Origin of the sequence: Leptospira kanakyensis (assembly GCF_004769235.1) — a bacterium.
Taxonomy (GTDB): Bacteria; Spirochaetota; Leptospiria; order Leptospirales; family Leptospiraceae; genus Leptospira_A; species Leptospira_A kanakyensis.
The window spans coordinates 327,597-350,746 of record NZ_RQFG01000019.1 but is presented as its reverse complement, the minus strand read 5'-3'; the positions used below and the strand labels follow the sequence as shown (position 1 = coordinate 350,746).

15 protein-coding genes and 1 pseudogene are annotated in these 23,150 nt (G+C 39.3%); 5 read left to right on the top strand and 11 right to left on the bottom strand.

What is annotated here, in order from left to right:
• Nucleotides 1-2: 2 nt before the first annotated feature.
• From EHQ16_RS16000 to EHQ16_RS15970, 7 genes and pseudogenes are all read right to left on the bottom strand, one after another.
• Nucleotides 3-674, bottom strand: coding sequence for a lipoprotein LipL31 (locus EHQ16_RS16000; RefSeq protein ID WP_135602823.1), 672 nt, complete (start codon nucleotides 672-674; stop codon nucleotides 3-5).
• Nucleotides 675-774: 100 nt separating this feature from the next.
• Nucleotides 775-4,152, bottom strand: a pseudogene (gene mfd, locus EHQ16_RS15995) (transcription-repair coupling factor); the annotation flags it as partial.
• A gap of 50 nt (nucleotides 4,153-4,202) precedes the next feature.
• On the bottom strand, nucleotides 4,203-5,057 hold the full coding sequence (gene panC, locus EHQ16_RS15990) for a pantoate--beta-alanine ligase (RefSeq protein ID WP_135632210.1): 855 nt from the start codon (nucleotides 5,055-5,057) through the stop codon (nucleotides 4,203-4,205).
• The gene (hisD, locus tag EHQ16_RS15985; RefSeq protein ID WP_135632209.1) at nucleotides 5,054-6,346 is read right to left on the bottom strand and encodes a histidinol dehydrogenase; all 1,293 of its coding nucleotides are present in this window, start codon (nucleotides 6,344-6,346) and stop codon (nucleotides 5,054-5,056) included. The genes panC and hisD overlap by 4 nt, the downstream gene beginning before the upstream one ends.
• 43 nt (nucleotides 6,347-6,389) lie before the next feature.
• On the bottom strand, nucleotides 6,390-7,571 hold the full coding sequence (locus tag EHQ16_RS15980) for an LIC11435 family protein (RefSeq protein ID WP_135632208.1): 1,182 nt from the start codon (nucleotides 7,569-7,571) through the stop codon (nucleotides 6,390-6,392).
• Complete coding sequence (locus tag EHQ16_RS15975) at nucleotides 7,561-9,684, bottom strand: FecR domain-containing protein (protein ID WP_208742307.1); 2,124 nt, start codon at nucleotides 9,682-9,684, stop codon at nucleotides 7,561-7,563. The genes EHQ16_RS15980 and EHQ16_RS15975 overlap by 11 nt, the downstream gene beginning before the upstream one ends.
• A 5-nt stretch (nucleotides 9,685-9,689) precedes the next feature.
• Nucleotides 9,690-12,434, bottom strand: coding sequence for an adenylate/guanylate cyclase domain-containing protein (locus tag EHQ16_RS15970; RefSeq protein WP_135632207.1), 2,745 nt, complete (start codon nucleotides 12,432-12,434; stop codon nucleotides 9,690-9,692).
• Nucleotides 12,435-12,484: 50 nt separating this feature from the next.
• Here EHQ16_RS15970 and EHQ16_RS15965 point away from each other — a divergent pair, with 50 nt between their 5' ends.
• Both EHQ16_RS15965 and EHQ16_RS15960 read left to right on the top strand, forming a co-directional pair.
• Nucleotides 12,485-13,255 (top strand): exodeoxyribonuclease III, encoded by a 771-nt coding sequence (locus EHQ16_RS15965; RefSeq protein ID WP_135632206.1) that lies wholly within the window; start codon nucleotides 12,485-12,487, stop codon nucleotides 13,253-13,255.
• 31 nt (nucleotides 13,256-13,286) lie between these two features.
• Nucleotides 13,287-14,258, top strand: coding sequence for an LEA/WHy family protein (locus EHQ16_RS15960; protein ID WP_135632205.1), 972 nt, complete (start codon nucleotides 13,287-13,289; stop codon nucleotides 14,256-14,258).
• Between the two features lie 48 nt (nucleotides 14,259-14,306).
• Here EHQ16_RS15960 and EHQ16_RS15955 read toward each other — a convergent pair whose 3' ends face one another.
• Nucleotides 14,307-14,942 carry an LA_2219 family laminin/E-cadherin/plasminogen-binding protein gene (locus tag EHQ16_RS15955; RefSeq protein WP_135632204.1) on the bottom strand — a complete coding sequence of 212 codons (636 nt, stop codon included), beginning with the start codon at nucleotides 14,940-14,942 and terminating at the stop codon, nucleotides 14,307-14,309.
• 63 nt (nucleotides 14,943-15,005) lie between these two features.
• The gene (gene mgtE / locus EHQ16_RS15950) at nucleotides 15,006-16,409 is read right to left on the bottom strand and encodes a magnesium transporter (protein WP_135632203.1); all 1,404 of its coding nucleotides are present in this window, start codon (nucleotides 16,407-16,409) and stop codon (nucleotides 15,006-15,008) included.
• Nucleotides 16,410-16,474: 65 nt separating this feature from the next.
• Here mgtE and EHQ16_RS15945 point away from each other — a divergent pair, with 65 nt between their 5' ends.
• From EHQ16_RS15945 to EHQ16_RS15935, 3 genes are read left to right on the top strand one after another with little or no spacing between them, the layout of a single operon-like run.
• Nucleotides 16,475-17,167 (top strand): hypothetical protein, encoded by a 693-nt coding sequence (locus EHQ16_RS15945; protein ID WP_135632202.1) that lies wholly within the window; start codon nucleotides 16,475-16,477, stop codon nucleotides 17,165-17,167.
• On the top strand, nucleotides 17,157-18,206 hold the full coding sequence (locus EHQ16_RS15940; protein ID WP_135632921.1) for an OmpA family protein: 1,050 nt from the start codon (nucleotides 17,157-17,159) through the stop codon (nucleotides 18,204-18,206). Before EHQ16_RS15945 ends, EHQ16_RS15940 begins: the two co-directional genes overlap by 11 nt.
• Nucleotides 18,199-19,155 carry a cation diffusion facilitator family transporter gene (locus EHQ16_RS15935; RefSeq protein ID WP_135632201.1) on the top strand — a complete coding sequence of 319 codons (957 nt, stop codon included), beginning with the start codon at nucleotides 18,199-18,201 and terminating at the stop codon, nucleotides 19,153-19,155. The genes EHQ16_RS15940 and EHQ16_RS15935 overlap by 8 nt, the downstream gene beginning before the upstream one ends.
• Here the strand turns inward: EHQ16_RS15935 and EHQ16_RS15930 are convergent.
• Both EHQ16_RS15930 and uvrA read right to left on the bottom strand, forming a co-directional pair.
• Nucleotides 19,152-20,225, bottom strand: a complete 1,074-nt coding sequence (locus EHQ16_RS15930) for an acyl-CoA dehydrogenase family protein (RefSeq protein WP_135632200.1) — start codon at nucleotides 20,223-20,225, stop codon at nucleotides 19,152-19,154. The two genes, EHQ16_RS15935 and EHQ16_RS15930, sit on opposite strands and share 4 nt — an antisense overlap.
• A gap of 6 nt (nucleotides 20,226-20,231) precedes the next feature.
• Nucleotides 20,232-23,123, bottom strand: a complete 2,892-nt coding sequence (uvrA, locus tag EHQ16_RS15925) for an excinuclease ABC subunit UvrA (protein ID WP_135632199.1) — start codon at nucleotides 23,121-23,123, stop codon at nucleotides 20,232-20,234.
• Between the last annotated feature and the right edge of the window lie 27 nt (nucleotides 23,124-23,150).

Below are 23,150 nucleotides of genomic sequence, written 5' to 3'. Positions count from 1 at the left end.
ACTTATTTTTTCTCGTCAGCTGGTTCTTCCACTTTTTTCTTAGGAGCAAGGTATGCGTCTAAATCAAATTTATCGTTACGTTTGATTGTTACTTCTTCTTTGATTCTTTCTACTACTAAAGGAAGTTGTTCCCGGGTTTGTAATTGTTTGATTTGTGCCTTTGCAAAAGTAAGACATTTATCAATTGTTAGGTTTGCGATATTACGATCTAATCCACGAAGTCTTTCGCATTCTGCCTTTGCTTGTTCGTCAGTGATTTGGATTTTTTTCTCTACTTGTTCAGAAACATACATTTGTGCAATGGTTTGCATCTCAACTTGTTTGATCACTTCTGCCACGTCCGGACGAGAGATATAACCATTTTTTTCAGCAACAAGGCGAGTCATGATCATTTGTCGGTAGGTTTGGTAGAAATTTTTCTTTTGGAGTTGGTAATTCAAATCTTGGAAGTTTTGAGGAACTTCTGCGATGTCTTTTTCAATGAATTCCAAAAGGGTCTTTTTTTCGATATTTTGCAAACGGCTGATGGAATCAAGAGCTGTGTCGTACGCCGCTTCAAAGTCTTTTACTGTAATTTTATGGTTATCCAAAGTTTCGATGACCGGAGAGGAGTCCGAACACTGAACGAGGAAAAGTGATGCCAAAAAAACAAACAAAGGAAGGATTTTAGTCATATTATTTTAGTGCCTGAAAGGATTTGTGATGATGGTTTCGCCAATTCCCGCAATGTCTATCCTTTTTTGACGAAACCAGTTTGATTCCCCTGCTTAAAAATTAAGCGGCTAAAAATTCTAAAAGAGAAAGTAGTTTTTTGATTTTTTGCAAATCTTCCCTTTCCGGAATCGTATAACGTAATACAGATGGCTCTTGAGGGGAGATGAGAAGCCCTTTAAATTTGGCCATGGCCTGGATCACACGGTCTGGATTTCCCCGAAAATAGGTTCCACATTTGAATAGAATTTCCTCGGGTTTTTCGGTCACAAATTCAAATCCTAAGTTGGATGCCAAAGTTCGGATTTTCTCTAATTCCACAAAGGTTTTGGCAATTTGCGGAAGTTCTCCAAACCGGTCTTCCATCTCCAGGGAAAGTTCCTCAATTTCGTCCAAATTCGCGGAACCTTCAAAACGTTTGTAGAATTCAATTTTTTGTTTTGTGTCTGAGATAAAATCATCAGGAAGATAAAAGTTGGTTTTTAGATTTACCGCTGTGCGAACTTCCACTCGCACTTCCTCTCCCTTGATCCGAGAAATGGCCTCTTCTAACATTTTTACATAGAGGTCAAAACCCACTTCCATGATATCACCCGATTGTTCTTTTCCTAATAGGTTTCCTGCTCCCCGAATTTCTAAATCGCGCATCGCAACTTTAAAACCGGAACCTAACTCTTGGTATTCGAAAATTGTGTTTAATCTTTTTTCTGCAAGTTCGGTCATCAGTTTTTTAGAAGGATAAAACATATAAGCATAGGCCTTTCTATCAGAACGACCAACGCGCCCCCTAATTTGGTAAAGTTGGGAAAGTCCAAACATATCGGCTCGTTTGACAATGAGAGTATTGACATTTGGCATATCAATGCCCGATTCAATGATTGTGGTAGTCACTAAAATATCGTATTTACGTTCGTAAAAATCAACAAGGGTTTCCTCAATTTCATCTTCTGTTAATTGTCCATGTAGAATCCCTACCGAAATTTCAGGAACCAACGAACGAACATAAGCTGCCTCTTCCTCAATTGATTCCACACGGTTGTAAAGATAGAAAATTTGTCCTCCTCGTTCCATTTCCTTCCGGATGGCCTCTTGGATCAAAGTATCATCTTCTTCTAAAACATAAGTTTCTACACTTTGTCTGTTTTTTGGTGGAGTGGAAATGATAGACAATTCTCGAATTCCCGTTAGAGCCATATGTAAGGTTCTTGGAATAGGAGTTGCTGTTAGAGTTAAAACATCTACAAGGTTCTTGAATTTTTTGATGGCTTCTTTGTGAGTGACACCAAACTTTTGTTCTTCGTCAATAATTAATAGACCTAAATTTTTTGGTTTTACCTTAGAAGAAAGAATTGCATGTGTTCCAATGAGCATATCAATTTTTCCTTCAGAAAAATTCTTTAAATCTTCCCGAATCTCAGCCGCCGAACGAAACCTGGAAACAAAGGCAATTTTTACGGGATAGTTTTCATAACGTTGTTTGAATGTATTAAAATGTTGTAAGGAAAGAATGGTTGTGGGGGTAAGAAGCATCACCTGTTTTCCGGCCATAATTACCTTAAAGGCAGCACGAATCGCTACTTCTGTTTTTCCATATCCTACATCACCACAAACCAAACGATCCATTGGTCGAACCGATTCTAAATCTTGTTTCACAGACTCGATGGCAGTGATTTGGTCAGGGGTTTCTTCAAACTCAAAAGCTGCCTCGAACTCTTCTTGCCAAATGGTATCGGGTGGAAACGCAAATCCATTCAACTTCATCCTGTTCGAATAAAGTAACACTAGTTCTTCGGCTAATTTATCAACAGATTCTTGGACACGGTCTTTTGCCTTTTTCCAAGAATTTTTTCCGAGAGTATCAAGTTTGGGTGAATCCGTTCCCCCAATGTATTTTTGAACCAAAGAAATTTGATCCAATGGAACAAATAAACTATCTCCACCAGCATACTCTAGTTTTAAAAAATCCCTTTCCTTTCCATCAGCTTTGGTTCTTTCAATTTTAACAAAGCGGCCAACACCATGATTGACATGAACAACGTAATCACCTTCTTTCAAATCAATGAAAGATTCGATCATTTGGGAGGCTTGTTTTTTATAACGAGTTTTCCTTTTATACTGGCGGCCAAATAAATCATTGTCCGTAAAAATATAAACATTATCCTCTAAAACATGAAACCCACGTTTGAGATCAGAAATTACTAAATGAATCCCTGGATTCATTTTATCGAAGGGAATGGGAAGTGGTTCTTCTGAGTCAGAATGCGCTGTTTGTACTTCGTCTTCAGAGAATAAACCTTTCAGGCGCATCATTTGTGCGGAAAAGGATGAAGTAATGAAGATCTTATTTTTTGGATCTTCCGTAAGTAATTCTAAAAAGTATTCCTTTGCCTCTCGGATTTTCCCTCGAAATCCTTTAACTTCAGTGATTGGTTCATAAGAATAATTTCTTTGGTTGTCGGGCAAAAGAGAAAAACGGATTCCTGGTGTATCATCAGAAGTAAGAGTGTTCCACTCTTCCCCAAAAGATAATAAATCTTCGGGTTTTAAACAAAGGGACTCCTCTTTCTTTTTATCATAGAGAGTGTTGTATTCTCTCTCCATTCCATAAGAACGTTCCTTGGTATCAAAGAATCTCGGAAAAATTACAATTGGTTTTTTGGGAAAAAAATTAAGGAAACCTTCGTGTTTGCGAACCAAAGGCAAATGTTCCTCTATAATTTCCAATTCCGAATCAATCGGAAGACGTTTGTCTTTATGTTTTTCCAGTTCCTCTAGGTATTTAAGTTTTTCCTCTCGACTAACGATAGTTTCATTCGCAGCCGTAATAATGATTTCATTGATTTTTGAAATGGATTTTTGGGTATTGGGGTCGAAGGTTCTAATTTCATCGACAGTATCTCCAAAAAAATCGATCCGCACCGGGTTTGCTAAATAAGGAGTATAAATATCTAAAATTCCACCCTTCAAACTAAAGTGGCCAAATTGTTCACAAACCTCTTCCCGGTGGTAACCTAAATGTACCAATTCAGATAATAATTTATCGAGTGGAAAATCTTTTCCCAACTTCAATGAAATCGATTTTCCTTTTAAACTTTCACTGATAGGCAGTTTCCGTAAAAGCGCTGATACAGAAGTTACGACAAGAGAACGATTGCCAGAGAGAATTCGATTGATGGTTAAAATCCGATCTCTTTTCCATTCTACTTGCCACTTAGTATATTCATAAGGAATGTTTTCAGGCCCTGGGAAATAAAAGATTTCATCTTGTGGCAAAAAACTAAGGAGTTCACGGGAAAAACTTTCGGCATCTTGGTTTGTAGGAAGGACAATTAAAAAGGTAGAATCTGTTTTGAGTGATTCATACAAAGACCCAACGACAAAGGAGTGTGCCGACTCCGGAATTCCACTTAAATTCACTAAAGAGGATTTGGAATCAGAGATTACATCTTTAGCACTAAATTTACGATCTTCGATTTCTTTTGCCATACTGATTAATTAGGAATGGGAATGATTTGATTGTCTATGAGTCGCACTTCACCAACGAACACAGCCAAGGCGAGTAGAACCTCACCAGATAATTTTTCTTTGGATTGAAGATCGATTGGATCCACTACTTCCAAGTAATCAATCCGAAGAGAAACCCCTGTGAGTAAAAAATCACGAAGGATTTCTTTTAGTAAGTGAATATCCCTTTCACCGCCAAGGATTGTTTTTTTTGCGAGCGCAAACATACGAGGAATGAGACTTGCTGTTTCTCTATGTTTTTCAGACAATCTTACATTTCTCGAACTCATCGCAAGCCCGTCACTTTCTCGCTTTGTGGGAACACCTACAATTTCCAAAGGAAAATTTAAGTTTTCTACCATAGCGGAAATGACTCGGAACTGTTGGTAGTCTTTGAGTCCAAAGAAGGCTTTTGTTGGCTCCGTTAAATGGAAAAGTTTAGAAACAATTTGTAATACACCTTCAAAATGCCCGGGCCTTGTGCGACCACAAAGATTTTTTTGTAACTCAGGGATACTTAAAAGTATGGGAGTTTTTGTTTCTGGATACATGGTTTTTACATCCGGTAAAAAAACCAAATCTACCCCTTTCTCTTCGCATAACTTTAAATCGGTATTCGTATTGATTGGGTAATTTTCGAAGTCTTTAGGATCATTAAATTGGGTTGGATTGACAAAGATAGAGACAACGGTTTTGTCTGTTTGTTTTTTGGAAGTCTCTACTAAATCCATATGACCTGCATGTAAACTTCCCATAGTGGGACTAAATCCAATCGACAAACCATCTCTCTTCCAAGAGGTAATTTGATTTTTTAATTCGATGATATCCGATACAACGATCATATAGAATCCTCTGTACGAACTTTAACACTGGTTCCGTGTTCTTCATCCAAACCTTCCAATTCAGACATTAACTTAACAAAAGGATATAAGGTTTCTAATGATTCCTTTGTGACTTCTTGAAAAGTGACTCGTTTTAAAAAGGTATCCACACCTAACGAAGAATAAATTCGGCTTCCGCGTGCAGTGGGAAGGATATGGTTGGTTCCACTGATATAATCACCCATAGCCACAGGAGAATATGGGCCAATAAAAACACTTCCCGCATGTTCGATTTTTGAAAAGACGGACTCATTGTTCCTTGTTTGAATTTCTAAATGTTCCGGAGCCAGTTCATTCGAAAACCAAATACAATCTTCTAAATTATCAAAAACTAAAATGGCAGAATTTTTATAGATAGATTTTTGTTTCATCTCTAAACGTTTCGGGCGCTCGACAAAAGCTTTTTCTAATTCCTCGCTCACTTGTTTGGCAAACTCTTCTTCTGTTGTGAGTAAAATGGCTGAGGAATCCTCGCCATGTTCTGCTTGTGATAACATATCACATGCAATCCACTTCGGATTGGCACTCGAATCTGCAATGATACAGACCTCACTTGGACCTGCAGGGCTGTCAATGCCTATGAGTCCACTACCAGCTAAATAGGATTTGGCGGCTGCTACATAAGCGTTTCCTGGCCCTACAATGAATTCTGATTTGGGAATGGATTCTGTTCCATAAGCAGCCGCAGCAATCCCTTGGGCTCCACCGACGGTCACAATGCGATTCACTCCCAGAATTTGGCAAAGCCAGATGAGAATTTCAGGAAGCCCATCTTTTTGTGGAGGTGTGATGAGTTGGATATTTTTTACACCGGCAATCTTTGCAGGAATCACTCCCATTAAAACACTGGATGGATATAATGCCTTTCCCCCTGGCGCATAAACAGAAAGCGAAGGGATTGCAGTGTATTTAACACCTAACCGATTGCCATCAATGGTTTTGGACCAAGATTCTCTTTTTTGTGCTTCATGAAAGGTTTCAATATTGGCCTTGGCCCGAAGGAAGGCTTCTTTAATTTTTGGATCAAGATTGGTTTGGATGGAATGCGGATCGAGGGTTACAGAACTTAGTTTGATGCCGTCAAACTTCTCAGTCAATTCAAGGAGTGCCTGATCCCCTCTCGTTCTGACAGCCTCTAAAATCGGAAGGATTTTTTCTGTAGCAGAACTTAAATCCTCTTTGGCGCCTGCGAGGAAACGTTCAAAGGTTTGGTTTGTGTTTTTGTCACATCGAAGGATGGGAATCGGCATAAAATCAGCTTGGAAGGAAGTCCTTCCCTAAACAAGCTTTTTGTCAGAAACGTGAAGAGAATTCGATTTGGTATCTTGACCCGTATTCATAGGCAAATTTTGATTGGTTCCAACCTGCTTCAGAAGTAACATTTGCTTGGATTCGTTTTGTTGACTCACCCAAAGGAAATCCTGGTTCCATATTGGCTACGTTTCGTTTGGCCGAAAAATAAGAGTCTACAATATTATAGATTAAAAACACTCCTAAAACCCCGGCTCCCGCCTGGATCACACCTAACTCCGTTTTAGCGGCATTGAACTTAGATTCTGCATTGGTTCGATTGATTAACCATAGAGCTTGCGCATCTTGTCTTTCTGCAAGGACGGCACCAAGAAGGACAGCCGATTGGTAATCGGATCGAGCAGCGATAAATTTGTTATAAGAGCTCGCATAAACGGCAATTGCAGACACGGCAACAAGAGGATAAACATAAACTTTCCAATTTTTTCCATCGATGTATTTTTGGCCCCAACCAGGCATTACCGTCGAACGCCAAAGAGTTGAAAAGTACGGAGTTTCATAATAATCTTCGGGAATTTCCTTTCGAACAATTCGTTCTTGTCTTGCGGCAAAAATCGCAGCCTTTTCTTTTGAATCAGACAAAACAACTCGTTGTTTTGCGGTAAGAACTTTATTCCTTGGATTCTCTAAAACTAAATCATAAATCCCTGTATCCGTATCGGCATCCACGGCAAAGGTGGCTTTGGCAACAGAGTCTGATTCAATCGTAACTTTTTTAGCAAGGATTCTTTTCCCACCTGTCACCATATAAACTTTCATGGGATGGATAAAATCCTTTCCCTCTAGTAAAAATACTTTTTCCTTTTCTTCTTTCGATACTGAAAATACAGAATCCTTAGTCAGTGTAGGAACTTTGGAAACCACAACCTCAAACTTGACCCAGTCAGAATAACTTCCTACTTTACCGAGTTTGTTTACAACTGCCACTCGATGTTCATAAATTCCGGATGTATAATTGACCAAATCATAGCTAGTTCCATTTACTTTTTCCGAAAGAACTAGATACCCGCTGGAATTTTTAATTTCTAAAACATAAGCAGTGGCCCCATCTACATCCATCCACCGTAGTTGGTGTTGTACCACTTCTTCCCCCGTATTTTCTGAAAATACAGAAGAACCTAAAAAGAAAAAAATCAATAGATAGGAAAGGTATTTATTCCACATAAATCTTTCCTGGAGTAAGGATTTTAGGGACTTTTAGTTCCGGAACAGAAATGAAAAAATCCTGTTTGTTATAAGCAGACTCTTTTTCCGATCCATCGGATTGTTTGTATAAGGCCGCCACTTCCCAACGGAATCTACCCACGTTGAGTTTTTGAATGTCACTAAACTGTAGTTTGGTGGTTCCTACACGTTCACTTAAAATCTGTTTCTCTCTAATTCCAGAAATATCAATCAAACGAATCCGGTATCCGGAAACCTTATCCACTGTTTTCCAGGTGAAAAGGATAGAGTTTCTAGTAAACAAATCGATAGTTTCATTTCTTGTGGGAGTGGTTAGACTTGGGGGCTCCATATTGGATATCAATTGGAAATTGCGAGTCGCACTTGTATCTGAATCCGAACCGGTAGGTCGCACTCGCCAAAAGAAACGTCCTAAATCTTTGGATTTAAATTCAAAATAATTTCCTGATACGGTTTCTTTTATCAAAACTGGTTGGAAATCGGCTTCTTTTGCAATCTCCACTTCATAACTAGTTTTGCCTGTTAATTTTTTCCACTTTAGGATGGCTGTGGATCTGTCATCAACTTCCACCTCAGCACCGTTTGCTGGTGCAATTAATTCCATTTCTTCTTTGGCAATCACGGTAAAGGAACCCGATTTTGAATCGAGGGAATTTCCGTTACCGATCATTCCTTTGACCCTCCAAAAGTATGTCCCGAGCCCCAGTCCACCAGTGAGTTTTAAAAAATTATTTTTCGTACTTTCTGATTTTAATTTGGATTGGAAATTCGAGTCAGAACTTAGTTCCCATTCATATCCACTAAAGTCTTTGTCGTCTTTCCAAGAAAAGAAAAGTTGTGATTTGGTTTGTTCTTCTGCAAATGTTTTGCCTTTTGCCGGTTCCAATAATTCCGGTGGAGAGGTATCTATTTTTTTCAATACTTGAAAACTTAAGATTGGTGAAGATTTTTCGGCGATTCCCGGGAGATTTGATTTTGCTTGGATCCTTGCAAAATAATTTCCCTCTTTTAAAGAATCAAAAGCTAACGATTGGTTTTGAGTTTGTTTTGAAACTAAACCTTCTGTAAAATCGTTATCCTTTGCAATTTGTACAGTATAAGAAGAATAAAGATCTAAAGGATTCCAAACAAATCGAACTACAGGAGTTTCTCTTGTGAATGAAAAAACTTCATTTGGTTTTGGACTAAAAAAGCGAAGCCCAGGATCACTCAAAATCCTAAATTGAAACACTTCTGTGGTCAGTTTGGATTTGTTACTTGGATCCTCATAAGAAAGACGCCAATAATAAGAACCTGAATTCAATTTTTTATAAATATTAGCAGTTGTTAATTTCTCTTTAATTAGTGATTTTGAAAAATCAGGAAAAAGTGAAATTTCAATAGTGGGGTTTGATTGTTTTGCCGAATCAGGTTTCCAACCAGAAATAGAAAATTGAATTTTTTCCGATCCAGATTCTGACAGTACATTCTTTCTATCTTCAGGTAAAACCAGTCGAAACACTGGTTTTCCAACTTTCACTCCGGAATCAGTGACATTGGCAATTTGGTCTTTGGCGATGGTTTCTTCTTTTCCATTGGATGTGAGTTTTGCTTCTCCCTGATCCACTTTGATATTTAGTTCTGATTTGGTTTTATCAAGTTTGACATCACCCTTTGCCACTTCGACAGTTTTGTCTCCGGCGGTGATGTTCATTTTCATATCCCCAGAAACCGTTCCTTCACGAGCCGCTTCAAAAGATCCATAAGCAAAATTAATATTAATATTTTTATCAGAGATATCCAAGAGGATCATGGAATTTTCTGAAATATTGATTTTTGTTCCATCATTTAAAGTAAGTACGGCATCCGATAGGCCTTCGGTACGAATTGTATCTCTGTTTTTAACCTCAGTTTTGGATTCAATCAAATCCCAAACCACAGCATCATTGTATTTCCGGAGTACTGTTTTATTTTTGAAAGTAATGACCCCAATGGTAGGACTTGTGGAATCATTGAATCGATTGTTTAAGTTTCGATAAAGAAGGTATGAAAATACAAGGATGAGCAAAAGAAGTGAGGAAACCACAAACCTTGTATCGTTTAACCATCTCATAGAATTTATTTATGTGTCCTTGTGAACACACCATCCCAACTGGACTCCGGCGGATTTAATTTATATTCTTCACAACGTTCAATGAGCATTCGACTGGATTTATCTTTATGGCCTTTGGCTTTTTCTGAATTTGTAAAAAGTTGAATCGCCTTTCCCCAATCCCGATTTAAGTAAGCATTAAATCCAGACTCATAAATCTCAGCTGCTTCTAATTGACCCGGAGTGATGAGGGAACGGTAACCAATCAGCTCATGAATTTTTACTGGTTCGTTTTTTCCTTTCACACGTACTAAATCCAAATAACGAGTGACCATTTCGCCCTGGATGGAATCACGAATGGGATCGGTGATGAGGATGTTCACCCCATAATCCTTACCTGCAGCCTCCAATCGGGCAGCAAGATTCACTGTGTCACCCATCATCGTATAAGACGCGAGGGCATCAGTACCCATAAAACCAACCTTAGCTGGTCCTGAATTCAAACCAATCCGAGCATCCATCACTTGCGCTTCTTTCGAATAAAGATTATTGGCTGTCCAATACTCTCGTAACTCAGCAAGTTTCATCACCATATCTACACTGGCCCTTGCTGCTTTTAACTCATGATCCAAAACAGGAACTGGGGCATTAAAAATTCCGACAATCGCATCTCCAATGTATTTATCCAAAACACCTTCATGTTTTTTAAGAAGGATGGTCATCGCAGAAAGATACTCATTCAAAAGAGCTGCTAAATCCGCAGATTTTAACTGTTCGGAAATGGTAGAAAAACTAGCCACATCAGAAAAGAAGGCTGTGATATGAGTCTCTGACCCTCGTTTCAAAGCAGCCAAATCCACCATGGCCTCTTGTACCACCACAGGATCAATCATACTTCCGAGGATATTTTTGACCTTTTCTCTTTCTTCCAAACCTTGCCCCATATCAATGAAGTATTTGGTGAGAAGCCCAACCTCATCTTGAGTGGTAGGTTTGATTCCAATTTTAAAATTACCTTTCGCGATTTCTAAAGTGGCTGATAGCAGTTGTAATACAGGTTTGGTAATTGTTTTCGAAAAGAAAAATACAAAGATGAGAGCCGCACAGAGGCCAATCCCGGCAATGTAGAGATTTGTTTTTTGGCTTTTATAAACATCTGCAAAAGCCTTTTCTTCCGAAACAATGGTAATGACTCCCGCATCCGCAAATCCAATCTTTTGGAAGGATCCTAGATAAGAACCACCAAGTTCTTCATCCAAATAACTCATTTGCCCTGTGTTGGAAGCATTTGTTAACATCGATTTTACGATGGGCATAGAGGCAAGATCGGTAGCAGCTAGGATTAGGTCTTCTTTTGGATGAGCAAGGGCCGTCCCATACCCGTTTACCATAAAAGTTGTTTCGATTCCTTTTTTTGAAAAAGCACCAATGATTTTGTTTAACTTAACAATCATCACTAGTGCATTGTCTAATTCTCCATTCTCAGCAGTGGGAATGGCAATGGCAAACGATGGTTCTTGGAATCCAGGACTTGAGTTTAGAAGTACTGCTTGGCCATTAAAGGCTTCGGCAAGTGCATCTCGATTACGGTTCACAACATTGTGAAAATCTTCTTCGGTAACAGAACTTTTTTTAAGTTCCTCCTCATTAAAAACTTCACGTTTCATGATGAGGGTGTTTTCTTTTCGTTCAAAAATCCCTAGATAGATAAACTCTTGGTCGTTCTGAAAAAATGTTTTGATGAGAAGTCTGCGTTCTGCTTCTGGAAGGCCTTGGGTCGTGAGAGTGATCGCAATTTGTCGTCCCTTTTCCACAACCCCTAAGATATCGGATTTAACCTTCGAACCAATAATTTCTGCAATTCGTATATTATTTGCACGTAACTGAAGTTCAATGGATCTTTTAAAATAAAACGATGCAAAAAAGATAATCACTCCAACGGATAAAGCAAAAAGAAAACTGATGACTCCCATCATTTTTAGTTGGAGGGAAAACTTTGTATTGGAGGATCCATCTAAAGTTGCATCTTCCTGTGAAACCACCACTTCGGCTGGTTTTGGTTCGGAAACTTTGTCTACCTTAGGTGTTTCTTTCCCATTGGTTTCCGCCTCCGAAAAAGATGATTCTATCAAATCATAAGGATGGTTAGGTGAATCATTCTCAGGGGAAATTTCTTCTTTGGCTTCGTATTCTAAATTTTCTTTTCCTTCGGTTAACTCAGAATCAATACCGCCGGCAGTAACTAAAACATTTTCCTTTTTTCGACTAAACCTTCCTACAATTTCTAAAGGAGGAAAACTTACCGAATTTTTTTTACTGCCATTCTGATTTGAATGAACGGTTTCTGCAACTGAACTGGTTTTTCCAGTAAGACCAAATTTATGAGTGATGCGATCAAAAGAAACTTTGTCGTCCCAAAGGTATTCCAAACGGGCAAAAACAGACCGAGCTTCTAACTCAAGGCCTCTTGGGATCAAAACATAAATAGTTTTATCTTCCCCTAACTTTGATAATTCGGAAGCTAAATACTTATTTGTCGAAATATTATGAATGGAGACAAAAGGAAACTCGATACGGTTTGTATCTGTGGGAATTCCCCAGAGAGGGGGACCAAATCGGAACTCCAATTCCCCGGCACGCCGAGTTTGAAAGAATATAGATAGCCCCTCGTTCCAATCCCAAGTTTCTAAACTGCCAGGAGATTCATCCCAGAGTAGAAATGCCAGTTTGGACGTTCGTAGGAACGGTATTTCTGCGGAAATTTCTATCATACCAGTTTTAGTATCGACTTATTACGCCATACAATCGATCTCAATTCTAGATGAAAATCATTACGTTAAATTGCAACGGAATTCGCTCTAGTTTGAGCAAAGGTTTACTCGAATTTATACGTCACGAAAATCCTGACATTATTTGTTTCCAAGAAACGAAGGCCCCTGCGACAGAAATTGACCGAGAAGAGTTTCGAAATTTAGGATATTCGGTGCATTCTTGCCTGGCAGAAAAACCGGGGTACAGCGGAACTGCGGTGCTTACCAAATTAAAACCAAAATCGGTCGCGGTAGGTTTTGGAGACGGAATTTATACAAGCGAAGGACGATCCATTCTTCTGGAATATCCCGATTTTTTTCTCTGGAATCTCTATTTTCCATCGGGAACGAGCGGAGAAGAAAGACAAAAAGTAAAGTACAAGTTTTTAGATTCCTTCTTTGACCTAGCAGTACCCTATACAAAAAAGAAAAAACCACTGATTGTCTGCGGTGATGTCAACATTGCCCATACCGATCTCGATATCCACAACCCCAAAGGGAACCAAAAAAGTTCAGGATTCCTTCCAGAAGAAAGGGCCTGGGTTTCTAAGTTTTTAGATTCTGGATTTTTAGATTGTTACCGGGTGTTACAGCCAGAAACGAAAGATGACTATTCATGGTGGACCTACCGGTTCCAAGCCCGGAAAAATAATAAGGGTTGGAGGATTGATTACTTTTTCATTACAAAATCTCCTAAGTACAAACTCGAATCTGTGGCAATCGCTAAAGAACCAGTCCTCTCCGACCATGCACCAGTCATATTGAAACTCCAATTCACTTGACAAAGGATTCATTCCAGGAGAAATTTCTGGGATGAAATTGGCCCTTCCCCTCATCCTTTCTATTTTTACTTTCCAATGTTCCGTCCTTGGTGTGATCCAAGACAAAATCCCAACTCCTACTTTTGACTTTGATTCTTTATCAATCAAAAGTATCACCTTTACAGACATCACTCTAAACGTGGTTACCTCTGTAGAGAATCCATATCCAGTTTCTCTCCCTAGTTCTTTATTAGATATGGACATTAAAATTGAAGGTTTAAAACTTTCCCAAATCAAAACAGACTTAGGCGCCATAGAAGGGAAAAAAACAAAACAACTCCCACTGGAAGTGAAACTAAAATATACTGACTTACTAAATCTTTATAAAAAATTTCCAGACAAACCTTTGTTAGAGGTAAGTGCGGAAGGAAATATGAAAATTCCCATTCCTAAACAATGGCAACTTCTAGGAAAAGATTCTCTTAGTTTTCCCTTTGTGAAAAAAAAGGAAATTCCGGCAGTTCTTCCCAATGTGGAAATTCAAAATTTTAAAATTTTAATGCCTACGGAAGCTGACATTCTGAGTGCCTCTAATACGGATGCATTAGCAGACACTGCTACCGGTTTTTTAAAAGGACTCCTTGGCGGATCCAAACAACCAGCCACTTCTGCGGCCAAAGCGGGACTTTCTGGACTGAACCTAGACTTAAATACAGAATTTGATTTTGTTTTTGCAAACCAAGCTGCCTCCAATCTAAATCTAACAAACCTAAATTATGATTTAAATTTAGCAGGTGAAAAGTTCCTAAACGGAACTCCCAAAGAAATCATCAACTCCGGAAAAACTTCGACTGTTAAAGTAGCAACCAAGTTTCCCATAACGTCCATTAGCTCCTCTTTATACAAAACCATCCAATCAAAATCGGCACAGTTTGATTTAAAGGGTGATTCGGGACTAAAAGTTCCCACTATAACAGAAACCATTCCTTTCCAATACGAAAAACATGGAAACTTTAAGTGGTAATCGAAAAGGATAACTTAATAATTATAAAGTAAACCGAAGGTTGTCGGTTTACTTTTTCTTTTGTAACATCTGTTTGATTTCGTCTCTAGTTTTGCCTGGATAGAGACGAATTTGATAACTAATTAAAAACTTAGTGATGATGGGTGTTCCATCTTTTGAGGAATGTTCGTAATTGAAACGGGAAGCATCATTTTGAATGATCTTTGCCACATCATTGATCCTTGGAACACGACGATCAAAAGCAATGGATTCCAGTTTCCCTGTAATTGTGTTGAGTCCGATCGTAATCATTCCATCGTCCACAAAACTTAAGAGGTCAAACTTCTTCATTTCTTCTTTAGCAAGTTCATCTCCACCTGGATCCGGTTTTCTACGGATTTTATCCGTATGACGGATCTGGCGAACCATATAAGAATCCGAGGCAATGTATACACGGAAAAGTTCTGTTGGTAACTCACTTTTCTTTTGGAAGAATGGAATCTCTCCCGAATGGTTCTGGACCTCTTCCCCTTTTTCGTTTAAGATGATTTCACCCTCGCCACCCGGTGCAGGCAGTGATTCTTTTATGGGAAGGATTTCCGAATTGGATTCGGAATTAAGGTTTGCATTGGTTTGGGGAGTGGACTGGCAAAAAAGAAAAAAGGAAACGAATCCAAGGGATAAAAACAAATGCAAAATTTTCATTTCGACATCAGTTTTTGGCAGTTTCCCACCCTGGCAAGAATTTAAAATGAAAAGGAGAATCCCTTAAATTAAATATTTTGCGAACACTGTGGCAAGTCCGAGGAAAAAGAAAAACCCACAAACATCAGTTGTCGCTGTGACAAAGATAGAAGAAGCAATGGCAGGATCCACTCGCATCGCCTTTAAAAATATAGGAACCAGTGATCCAGTTAAGGAAGCCACAATCATATTTACAAACATAGCAGTTCCAACCACAAGACCAAGGACAAGGTTGCCTTTTACAAAAAAGATCATACACCCGGTGACTGTTCCGAGAACCAGTCCATTCAAAACACCAATGGTAAATTCTTTTCTGACAGCTTCCCACCAATTGGAAAAAGAAAGATCTCCGGTTGCAATATTTCGAATGACAACTGTTACAGATTGTGTTCCAGCATTCCCACCGAGGCCTGCAACAATTGGCATCAATGTCGCAAGCACAACAATTTGAGAGATGGTATCTTCAAAAAAAGCAACCACAGTGGAACTCACAAAGGCAGTCAGTAAATTAACATTAAGCCATATGATACGACGTTTGACAGATTGTAAAATGGGCGTAGATAGTCTTTCATCTTCAGAAACCCCAGCCATGAGGAGGATATCTTCTGATGCTTCCTCTTCGACGATTTCTAAAACATCATCCACCGTGATCCGACCAATGATACGACCCAAATCATCCGTTACAGCAGCACTGAATAAATCGTATTTTTTAAAGGTATTGGCGACCTCTTCCTGATCCACATCGTAATGAAAAGCAAATACCGAAAAATTAGTAATCTTTGCTACTTTGGTATTGATTGGAGTGAGAAATAAATCTTTTAGAGGGATGAATCCTTCCAAAACTCCCGCCTCGTCGGTCACATACACTTGGTAGATATCTTCGATTTCTTTGGCTTTTTTCCGAACATTGATGATCCCTTTACGGACATTATCGTTGATGGAAACGGTGGCAAAGTCTTTGGACATCAGTCGTCCCGCAGAAGACTCTCGAAATCCAAGTTGCGAACGAATTTCAAAACTATCGGTTTTACTTAAATTTGCTAAAACTAACTCTCGTTTAGTGCTTGGTAAATAAGAAAGAAGATACGTAGTCTCATCCGTTTCAATATGGTTGACTGTATTTGAAATTTCATCAACGGAAAGTTCTTCTAAAAAAGACTCTAAGGTCTCTTCTTCCATTTTGACTAAGGCATAAGCCTGGTCTTCTTTCGGAAGGATGCGGAAAAGGTATAATTCTTCTTCCCTTTCTAAATCACGAAATAAGGTAACGATGTCAGCAGGGTGAGCTCCATCCAACATCTCTTTCAGTCTTTTGGAATCTTCTAAAGAAACTAGATTTTTAATCTCAGCGACAAACTCATCATAGGAATCGCTCTCTCTGTCGATTTTGATACGGAATTCGGACTCTTTCTTTCTTTCTTCTTCCATAAATCAGCGGATTTCCTGAAATTTACAATTGACGGTTATGTCACGTGGAGCATAGGCTATATCCTATGTCGGCACGAGTTCGAATTTTGAAAACGAATCTTTTTCTTATCCTAGTTTTTTCCCAATGTGTGCTCTTCGAACCCAAAATCAGTAAGGTTCCGGATGCCTATGTCCGCGAAGAAGTCATGAATGCGGAGCAAAAAAATGCCACAAGAGTTCTCACTGATAAAATCATCAAACTAAACAACGAAGTCTCAATGCAGAGAAAAGCAAATGCTCTCACAGGCCAAGCCATTAAAATTTCTCAAGCCAAAGTTACCAAACATGGCTCCCAACGAGATCTCTCTCGCACCAAAGAAAACTATTTTGTTTTGAAAGAGGATTCCGCCTCCTCCAAACGATATTTGGAAGAAAGCCAATCCCATGAATTGGAAAGAGCTAAAGAAGAAACTCGTTATAAAACTTGGATCCAAAAAGAAAAGGAAGACAAAGCCTATTTGGAAATGAAAGAAGCGGCCTTGGGAGAACTTATCGCCGAACTTGAGTTAGTTCGCTCTGAAATTGCCGTGAAGTTCCAAGAATCCCAAGGAAAAACTCCTGCGGATCCAGAATACGTTAAAAAAGAAATTTACGAAACCCAATATGCGGAGAAAAAATCCGATGCTCGCCGCCGTGTTTCCGATTTTGAAAGGGTTAAGGCAGAGGCACCTAGTTTGCCAAAGGTCAATTTAGAGGATAGTTTTGATGATGCGAAATAAGTTTTCATCACTTACTTTCTTTTTCCTATTTGGATTTCTTTCGTTATCCTCTCTCTCTGCGGATTGGGTTTATTTCCCTTACGAATACAACCAAATCTACAAAGAAAAATATGCTTTGGAATTGGAACTGGCTGACATTCGCAAACAACACCAAAACGAATTGAATCGTCTGGAAGAGGAAAAAAAAGACCTCCAAACTCAAAACCGAAATCTTACAGAAGATTTGGAACTTGAAAAACGAAACCGTGCCAAAGAACAAAACGAATACTCTGATAAAATGCGCGATTATGATATGCGCCTTCGTAGTTTGGAAAAAAAAGGAACTGATAAGGAACGTCTTCTAGCAGAAGAAAACCGGAAACGAGAAGAAAAAGACAGAGCTGATTTAGACGCTTATAAGAAAAAACTAGAAGATAAAGAACGTGAATGCCTCCAAAACGAACAAAAACTTCGTGAAACTTACGAAGCAAAAATAGATGAACTAAAAGAACGAATTCGTAATTTAGAAGAGGAACTAGGAAACCTTCGTAAACTCACCAAAGAACAAAAAAGAGAATTGGAAAGGCTTGCGGAACAAACAAAGGAGTTTGAAGAAAAACTCGCAAAAGAAATTACCTCGGGCCAAATCCGTCTCAAACGTTTTCATAACAAACTCATCATCAATATTGATGATAAAATTTCCTTTGATAGTGGTTCCTCAGATTTAAAACCGGCCATCCTTCCGGCCATTGATAAAATCCGAGATATCCTCGCTTCCTATCCCGAAAACTATATTATAGTAGAGGGACATACAGATAATGTTCCTATCAAAACAAAATTTCGAAACAATTGGCATCTTTCCAGCGAACGAGCATTATCTGTTTTGGAATATATGTTACAAAACAAAAACCTAAACCCAAAAAACTTTTCAAGCGCTGGGTATGGTGAGTTTCAACCCATTGTTCCTAATTCAACTAAAGAAAACAAAGCACTCAATCGTCGGGTAGATATTGTTGTGGTACCAAGAGCCACCGGGTCACTAAACACAAATAATGACTAAGCCAAGACCCAAACGTTCCCGATTGGTGTTTTTTTTAAGCCTATCAGGTGTTCTATCGATTGCTATTTTTTTTATTGAATGGATTGGTTCCAGAGAAAGCGGAAGCCTTGCCCTATTTGCAGATGCAGGCCATATCTTTACGGATGTTTTTGCTCACATCATTTCTTTATTTGCACTACTCATTGCCTCTAAAAAACCCACTTCCAAATACCCTTTTGGATTTCATCGTTTTGAAGTTCTTGCCGCTCTACTCAATGGTTTTCTTTTGATTGGAATTGCTATTTTCATTCTATACGAAAGTTATCTACGTTTTTCGGGGACTGCACATGTGGAACCTGATTCCATGTTGGCTTATGCTGTCATTGGTTTTGGAATCAATTTGATTTCGGCGGCTCTCCTTGTGGGAGTGAGTAAAACTAGCTTAAATTTAAAGTCCGCTTACTTACATGTTCTCAGTGATCTTTTGGGGACTTTAGCTGTGGTCATTGGGGCACTCATCATCCGGTTCACTGGATTTCGAGAAGTCGATCATTTCCTAAGTGTGATCCTTGGAATCTTTATCCTAAAAACATCCTACGGAATAGTCAAAGAATCGATTGAGATTCTCATCGAAGCAGATACAAGTGATTTTGACAAGGAACATCTGTTAGAGCATATCCGGGTTTTTCCTGGGATTGAATCTGTTCCAGGAATTACAGTTCGTAAACTCACTTCCGGTGTATTTTCTGTCGAATTACAGATCTTAGTTGATAAAAATGCAGATAGAGACAAAATTGTTTTAGAAATCCATAAAGTCCTTAAAAGCGAATTTGGAGTTCCCTTTGTTTCTGTGGAAATCTTATCTGCAACATTCAAAGAAAAACTGGAAGAAATTTCTGTCAGAGAAACCGAACGTGAGTTTGGCCACCATGGCCATAGCCACGGACATGCACACGACCACCACCATTAAGAAAGTTTTCGTTTTTTCTTTTGGATTAAATACTCGGTGAACTGGTCTTCCCAAACAAAAAGTTGAAAGTCTGAATCCACGGACTTTAGGTCTTTCGGGGATCCTAAATTCCAATGTTGGCTGAGGGCCAGAAGGAGTCCCTCTGTCGGATAAGGAAAACCTGAAAGTAAAAAATCGGTATCTGGATTTCCTTGGCACTGGGATAAAAAATTGTCCCTCCATAGGGTGAGTTTTTCTCTTTCGACTTTTACAGATTCATTTTCCAAGGAAACTTTTTTGGATTTTCCAATCAGTAAAGATACAAGAGAAAGAAGTTCTTTGAGTCTTAGTTCCATACCCAATTTTCCATAGTTTTCTAAAATCATATCTTCTGGATGAATTGGATATTCGCATAACTTTAGTTTGAGGTGAGTGACAAGGGGTGTAAAATCGGTATGAAAGGATTCTTCAATTGTTTGGTTAGGATTCTTAGATTCACCCTCTATGTTTTGAATATTAGTCTTTTGATTCCGTTGGACCAAATAAATAGGATTTCCCTCTTCCGATTTAGTCACCCAAAAGATGGCATCGGCTTCCGCCCCATTCGTGATAAAGGATTTCGTTCCTGATAACTTTCCTTCTCTAACAGTCGAACTTAGTTTTCTAAGTTTCGTTTCCCAACCCGGTTCACTCACTCCCACTGCAAAAATTTTGGTGGAATTACCTTCCCGGAAACCATCCCAAAGGGAATGGAGAACCTCTTGGGTTAACGTATCCCGATTTTGATCTTGGTTATGGTTTTCCTTATGGATTCGGCTCGCATGATATAGGATTCCTCCGGCCACATTCACTTCCACCATACAAGAAAGGCTTAAGGAAACTCCAACCGGCTCTTCTGCAAGACTTGAGATTTTTTTTTGGAATTCTAAATAGGATTCAAAACCAAGAAGGAAATGGTAGTAACCTTCCTGAATGAGGATGGGTTTCCAACTCCGATAAAATCCGACGGATGCACTTTGAGTAAAATTCTTAGGGTATATCGAACCAGGTTCCCCATACTTTAAAATCAAATTCTCATTTGTCGGATTCACGAAAACTTACTTAGATTTCTTTTTGGAGAATTTGGCATCGAGAGCCTTTTCTTCTTCTAAAACTTTTTTTAAGTATTGGCCGGTGAACGAACGTTTGACGGCAACAACCTCTTCGGGAGTTCCTGTAGCAATCACCTCGCCACCTCCGTCTCCACCCTCAGGTCCTATGTCAATGATATAGTCGGCCGCTTTGATCACATCTAAGTTATGTTCGATGATGACCATGGAGTTACCTTTGTCCACAAGCACTTGCAAAACAGAGAGAAGTTTTTCGATATCTTCAAAATGAAGGCCTGTTGTCGGTTCATCCAAAATATAGAGAGTTTTGCCTGTTGGTCTTTTGGAAAGTTCTGTGGAAAGTTTGATCCTTTGTGCTTCCCCACCGGAAAAAGTAGTGGCAGCCTGTCCGAGTTTGATATAACCAAGGCCCACATCCATCAGAGTGTCTAGTTTTCGTTTGAGGTTTGGGATATTTTCGAAGAAAACAACGGCTTCCTCTACAGTCATATCCAAAATATCGGAAATATGTTTTCCTTTGTATTTGACCTCCAAGGTTTCACGGTTGTATCTTTTTCCCTTGCAGACCTCACATTCCACATAAATATCGGGAAGGAAATGCATTTCAATTTTTAAGATTCCGTCCCCTTCACATTTTTCACAGCGCCCCCCAGCGACGTTGAAACTAAATCGTCCAGGGCCATAACCCCGAACTTTTGCTTCTTCGAGTCCGCTGAATAAATCTCTAACAAATGTAAACAAACCAGTGTAAGTTGCCGGATTGGAACGAGGAGTCCTACCAATGGCTGATTGGTCAATATTGATGACTTTGTCAATTTGGTCTTTGCCTACGATTTTTTTATGTTTTCCCGGAACAAGTTTCATCCCCATCACAGAACTTGCGAGTTCCTTATAAAGAATTTCATTGATGAGAGTGGATTTTCCAGAACCGGAAACCCCAGTAACTACCGTTAGTGTCCCTAGAGGAATGGATACTTCCACATTTTTTAGGTTGTTATGTGTAGCTCCCGTAATCTTTAAGAATTTTCCGTTTCCAACCCGGCGGGTTTTCGGCATGGAGATTCTTTTTTCCCCAGAAAGGAACTTTCCTGTGACAGAATGTTTGTCCCTTTTGATTTGTTCGGGAGTTCCAAAAGAAACAATCTCTCCCCCATGGACTCCGGCCCCAGGTCCCATATCCACAATGAAATCTGCCTCTTCCATCGTTTCTTTGTCATGTTCCACAACAAGAACGGTATTTCCTAAGTTACGGAGACCTTTTAAGGTTTGGACGAGTTTCGTATTGTCTCTTTGGTGGAGACCAATGGATGGTTCATCTAAAACATACAAAACACCCATTAGGCGAGAACCTATTTGGGTTGCGAGGCGAATCCTTTGCATCTCACCACCGGAAAGGGTTCCAGCAGCACGACTTAAATTCAAATACCCAACACCCACATCGTTTAAAAAATGAAGCCGTTGTAAAATCTCCTTTAAGATGGGTTTGGAGATGGTATCTTCTGCCCCTTTGTATTCAGAGGACTTGGTAAAATTTAAGGCCTTTTCAATTGAAAATCCAGTATAGGCATCAATTCCAATCCCTTGGACTTTGACAGCCAATGCTTCTGGGCGAAGGCGTTTCCCATTACATTCATCGCAGTCGTGGTTGGTCATAAAGGACTCAAACCACTGGCGCATAGAATCTGATTTGGTTTCTTTGTACCTACGTTTGAGGTTAGGAATCACCCCTTCATAGTTTTTAGAAAATTCATAATGGGAATTGGCACCACGAAAATCATAATCAATATGAATGGAAGAATCGCCATGTAAAATGGTATTCCGAACTTTTTCAGGTAAATCTTTCCAAGAGGTATTTAAGTTGAATTTTAACTTTTTAGATAACGCCTGTATGGTGGCCATATACCAATAAGAATTGGATTTGGATCCTCCCCAAGCTTCAATACAACCTTCTGCCAAAGAAGCTTCACGATCTGTGACAAGAAGGGATTCATCAAATTCCAAGAGGGCACCAAGGCCATCGCAATTGGAACAAGCACCAAACGGAGAGTTAAAGGAAAATAGTCTTGGAGTGAGTTCGGGGATACTCACATCATCACATTTGGGGCAGGATAATTTTTGTGAAAAAAGATGATCCTTTTCACCGTCTTCCACAACCACAATCCCCTCGGCAGTTTTTAAGGCAGTTTCCACAGAATCAGACAACCGAGATTGGATTCCCGGTTTCATCACAATCCGGTCTACAACGATGTCGATATCGGCTTTGAAGTTTTTCTTTAAAGGAATTTCATCTTCTAGGGAATACACTTCCCCATTCACTCGCACCCGATTGAATCCTTCTTTTTTATAACGTTCGAGGACTTCTTTGTGTTCCCCTTTTTTCCCTTGGATGACAGGGGCCATAATTTGGAGTTTGGTTCCCTCAGGAAATAAATTGATCCTGTCAGTGATTTGGTCTACAGAAAGGCTTGAGATTGGAGTTCCACATTTAGGACAATGTGGTTTTCCTACTCGGGCATATAACAGCCGTAAATAATCATAAATTTCCGTCACTGTTCCAACAGTCGAACGTGGGTTTCTATGGGTTGTTTTTTGTTCGATGGAGATGGCGGGGCTTAGTCCCTCAATTTGGTCCACCTCTGGTTTTTCCATTTGCCCAAGAAATTGACGAGCATAGCTGGATAGAGATTCCACATACCTTCTCTGACCCTCAGCATAAATGGTATCAAAGGCCAAAGAAGACTTACCTGATCCAGAAAGCCCAGTGATGACCACAAGTTTATCCCTAGGGATATCAAGGTTTACGTTTTTAAGGTTATGTTCTCTGGCGCCACGAATACGAATAAAGGAATCCACAACGGATAGGTTGTTTTCCTCTTTCATTCTGGAAAGAATTTTAAGAAATGACGG